Source organism: Methylomonas sp. BG-2 (assembly GCF_057766305.1).
This window is the reverse complement of the sequence record NZ_JBYMAP010000306.1, coordinates 1-3,852: the sequence shown is the minus strand read 5'-3', so window position 1 is coordinate 3,852 and position 3,852 is coordinate 1. Positions and strand designations below refer to the sequence as shown.

Sequence of the window (3,852 nt, the reverse complement as noted above, 5' to 3'; positions counted from 1 at the left end):
ATTCTCGGCGTTTTGGCCGATGCTGGCGGCCATTTCCTCGATGCTGGCGCTGGTTTCCTCGACGCCGGCGGCTTGCTCGCTGGCGGCTTGCGACAGCGATTGCGAGGTGGACTGAATTTGCTCGGAGGCGTTGCTTAGCTGATTGGTGGCCGAGATGACTTCGGCGATGGTTTCGGACAATTTGGCAATGGTATTGTTGACGGTGTCCTTGAATTCGCCGAGTTGGCCTTGATAGTTGCCTTTCACGGTTCGCGTCAGATCGCCTTGCTCGACCAGGGCCAGCACTTCCACCGCCTCGTTCACCGGCAGTACGATGCCGTCGATGATGTCGTTGATGCCCTGTACCAATCTGCGAAAATCGCCCTGGTGTTTACCGGCATCGGCTCGGACACCCAGATTGCCCTCGGCGGCGGCCTTGATCAGGGTATCGGTGTCGGCGATAACGGCCTTCAGGTTGGCGCGCACCAGATCGACGGCTTCGTTGATAAACACTTTTTTGCCGGGCAGCTTTTCGATGTCGGCTTCGAAATTGCCGTTACCGAACGCCTTGAATACCGCCATGGCTTTTTTCTTGACGGCAATATGGGCGCCGACCATGTCGTTGACGCCTTGCGCCATGGTCCGAAAACTGCCTTGAAACTTTTCGGTAGCCACGACAACGTCGATGTCGCCTTTTTCGTGCTCTTTGGCCATATGCTCCATGCCGGCTAGCAGGGCTTTGATGGTGTCGCTCATATGCTTCATCGCGGCCATTACGCTGGTCGTGTCGCCGACGGCCAAGCGGATTTCGCTGCCGAGATCGCCGATCGCGACTTGGTTGGCCAACGCGGCCACATCGCCTGGTTCGCCGCCCAGTTGGCGCATTAACCCACGCGTCACAAACCAGGCGATCAGCGCGCTAACCAGCAACGCGACCAGCGCGACGCCAAACATTAGGTTGCGGCTGTTGTCGTACAAATCGTCAGCGTTCTTCGACGCCTGTTTCATCCGCTCGTTTTGAAAGTCGCTTATCGCTTTCAGGCTGGTGACGTAAGCCGTATTATTGGGCGCCCAGTCTTTCATCAGAAACTCGGTAGCGGCAGCCTTCCCTTTGTTTTTGTCCGCTAACAGACTGTAAAAGGTCTCGTATTTCGGTGCGAGCTGATTGCGCAAACCGCCGGCGGCGTCGAGTAATTCCCGGCCTTTTTCGGATTGAACCAAGGCGTCCAATTTGGCGAGTATGTTCTTGTTGTCGTCGCGATTGGCCGCCAGGTCCCGTTTCATTTCCTGAAACTTGGTTTCGTCGTCGTTGAGCAGCATATTGCGCATCAGGCGGCCGTTATCCAGCGTATTTTCGATCATGTCGCTGGTGTACTTCACCTTAACGAAGTCTTCTTCGACGATGGATCGGGTGGTTTCGGCTAGGCTACTCATATTGGCGATCCCGACCCAGACGATGGAGCCCAGCAGGAGCAAGACGGCTCCAAAGCTAAGTCCGAGTTTTACTGCGATTTTCATGTTGTTAAACATGGTGTCCTCCTAAATTTCGGATCGAATGGTTGTTTTATGCATTCGGTATTGAGTTTCGGCGAATCAATGCTCGAAGATACCGAGATTGCTGATCGTATGATTGAGCCCGTTTAAAGGTACCGATGCGATAAGCCTAGTCGAAAAGTAAGGGAATAGCGGGGTGACGGCGCGAACTTTCGCCGCTTTCGGCAAATTTCAAAAATTGTATTTCGCCGAAAACATGGCTCGGCTGATATTGCCGTTGCGGCCGTCGATCAGTTCGCGGCTGCCGTATAGGTATTCGATACCCAGGGTCGCTTGCGGCAACGGGTTCCACAGCAAATTAGCGTGTACCGACTGGGCTTGGCGAGTCATCGTCGCCGCCACGAAGTCGGGTTGGTCGGCTTGTTCGAAACCGTAGGCAATCGTGCTGCGCCAGCTGTTGCTCCACCAATGTTGGTAGGCGGCCAAGGCGCTGTAGACATTGACCAAATGCAGGTTGCCGGCCGCATCCAGCGCGGCGTCTTCCAGACGGTTGACCGACGAGTAACGGCCTATCGCGTTGCCGTAATTCAGCGTGAAGCGCAGGTTGTCGAGTTCGAAGACGTTGATCTTGCCGGCCAGGCTGAGGCCGCCGCCCCAGGCTTCCCCAGCCGCGCCGCTGCTGTTGTTGGCATTGCGAATCTGCCGGCCCATGGCGGCCAGTGACAGATTGCCCCAGTCCGGTTTGTAGACCAGTTTCGCGATCAGGTCCGGATAGCGATCGTCGCCGGTGGCGGTGAGGTTGTCGTAGATCAGCGTGCGAGCGACCGGCGCCCAAGTACCCCTGGTCCATAGCGTGCTGTTGGGCGATTCAGCCGCCAATTGCAGGTCGAAGCTCGCACCGGCCACTTTAAACGGTTGGGTCCAACGCAGTAAAGGTTGGCGAAATTTAGAGAGGCCGACCGGGCCGGAGAAGTCCAGCGTATCCGGGGCGGCCAATTCGTTTAAAAACGTGGTCCAGGTTTGGCCGGCCAGGAAATTACCGAACGAGCCGTAGGCGTGGCGTAGCCTGGGGGTATAGTTGGCGGCGGCTCCGTAAAGATCCAACTCCAAGTAGGTGTTCAAATCGCCCCAGCGACTGGGCGTGAAGGATTTGAACCAGAAGCGGCTTTCCCGCGCGTTGAAAATGAGTTGGCTGTCTTCGCCGCGATGATCGAGTGGGATGTTCGGAACCAACAAGATTTGATCGCCGAAATGATTCGCGTCGCCGGTGCTGACGCTGCTCTCGGCGACATCCAGTTTTACGAAACCGCCGAAGCCCAACGAGGTATCGGTGCCGGGTATTTTAAAGGTGCCCTTGGTATCGCCCAACGTGACCGGCGGTTTGGGGTCGGGCTTGATTTCGGCGGTGCTGATTGTCGGAGTTGTCGAAGCGGCGCCGGCGGTGTTCGGCGATGCCGCAGTCGGAGTTTGCGCCGCCAGTTGCCGATTTTTTTGTTGCTCCACGGCCAAACTGGATTCCAGTTCGCGGATTCTGGCATCGGCTTGATCGGCGTGTTGCTTGAGCTCGGCGACCTGTTTGCCGAGTTGGAGCAGCAACGCGCGCACGTCGTCGTCGGCCGCGACCGTAAACGGGATCAGACTGCTAGCGATGGTTAGAAGCAGGCGGGGATGGCTAGGCATTATTGATCTCCCGGTTTCCTGAAATCGCGGAACAACTCGTGGCAGGACGTACAGGTGGCCGAGATGGCTTCCAACGTGGCTGGAATCGCGTCGAGTTGCAGTGTTTGCGCTTGGGATTTGAGTTGGCCGGCCTGGATCAGCAGTTTGTCCGCCAGCGAAGCGAAGACTTTTTGTTCGTCGGGCTCCAGATGCAGGCGCGGCAAGGCTTGGCGCATGTCTGTCAGCGCTTGCTCGACGCCTTCCGCCGCTTGTTGCACGCGGTACAACGCTTCGCGGCGCTGGTTGTCCATTTCGTGCTCGGTCAAATTGCGTTCGTACATCAAGTTATGCATGCGCTGCATCGATTGCCGCAGGTCTTGGCTGTCGATGGCGTGTAGGGCCGGTTTGCCGGTGTCGATCAATTTTGGTGGTGCGGGTCGCCGCGCGTCGCTGCCGCCGCAGGCGGCTAGCGCGAATGCCAGTGCCGCGCCGGTCGCGATACATCGGGCCGGCGACCGCGCGCGCTGAAACTGCGATAACGCCGGTTTCATGGCCGGCGTGGTGGCGCGAGCGATTGCACTAGCCTTGGCGACGATGAGCGACGGCATGTTGAATATCTCCTGATGCTGGTGGTGGACTGTGGTTTGAAAGCAGGCGGATTCAACCGGTGTTCCGGAATGGCGGTCATGCTTTGGCGGGTCGGGATTGGCAATTCCATAA

3 protein-coding genes are annotated in these 3,852 nt (G+C 57.6%); all 3 read right to left on the bottom strand.

Annotation, left to right across the window (positions count from 1 at the left end):
• Positions 1 to 1,509: MCP four helix bundle domain-containing protein (locus AC3B8H_RS19220; RefSeq protein ID WP_488443133.1), on the bottom strand; the 1,509-nt coding region annotated here is incomplete at its 3' end.
• Between the two features lie 195 nt (positions 1,510 to 1,704).
• Positions 1,705 to 3,153 carry a DcaP family trimeric outer membrane transporter gene (locus AC3B8H_RS19215; protein WP_488443132.1) on the bottom strand — a complete coding sequence of 483 codons (1,449 nt, stop codon included), beginning with the start codon at positions 3,151 to 3,153 and terminating at the stop codon, positions 1,705 to 1,707.
• A partial coding sequence (locus tag AC3B8H_RS19210) for a hypothetical protein (RefSeq protein ID WP_488443131.1) occupies positions 3,153 to 3,852 on the bottom strand: 700 nt, incomplete at its 5' end. The genes AC3B8H_RS19210 and AC3B8H_RS19215, both read right to left, overlap by 1 nt.

Excerpts from the sequence above, each read along its gene's own strand:
- AC3B8H_RS19215 (WP_488443132.1), bottom strand. The coding sequence starts at position 3,153 with ATGCCTAGCCATCCCCGCCTGCTTCTAACCATCGCTAGCAGTCTGATC.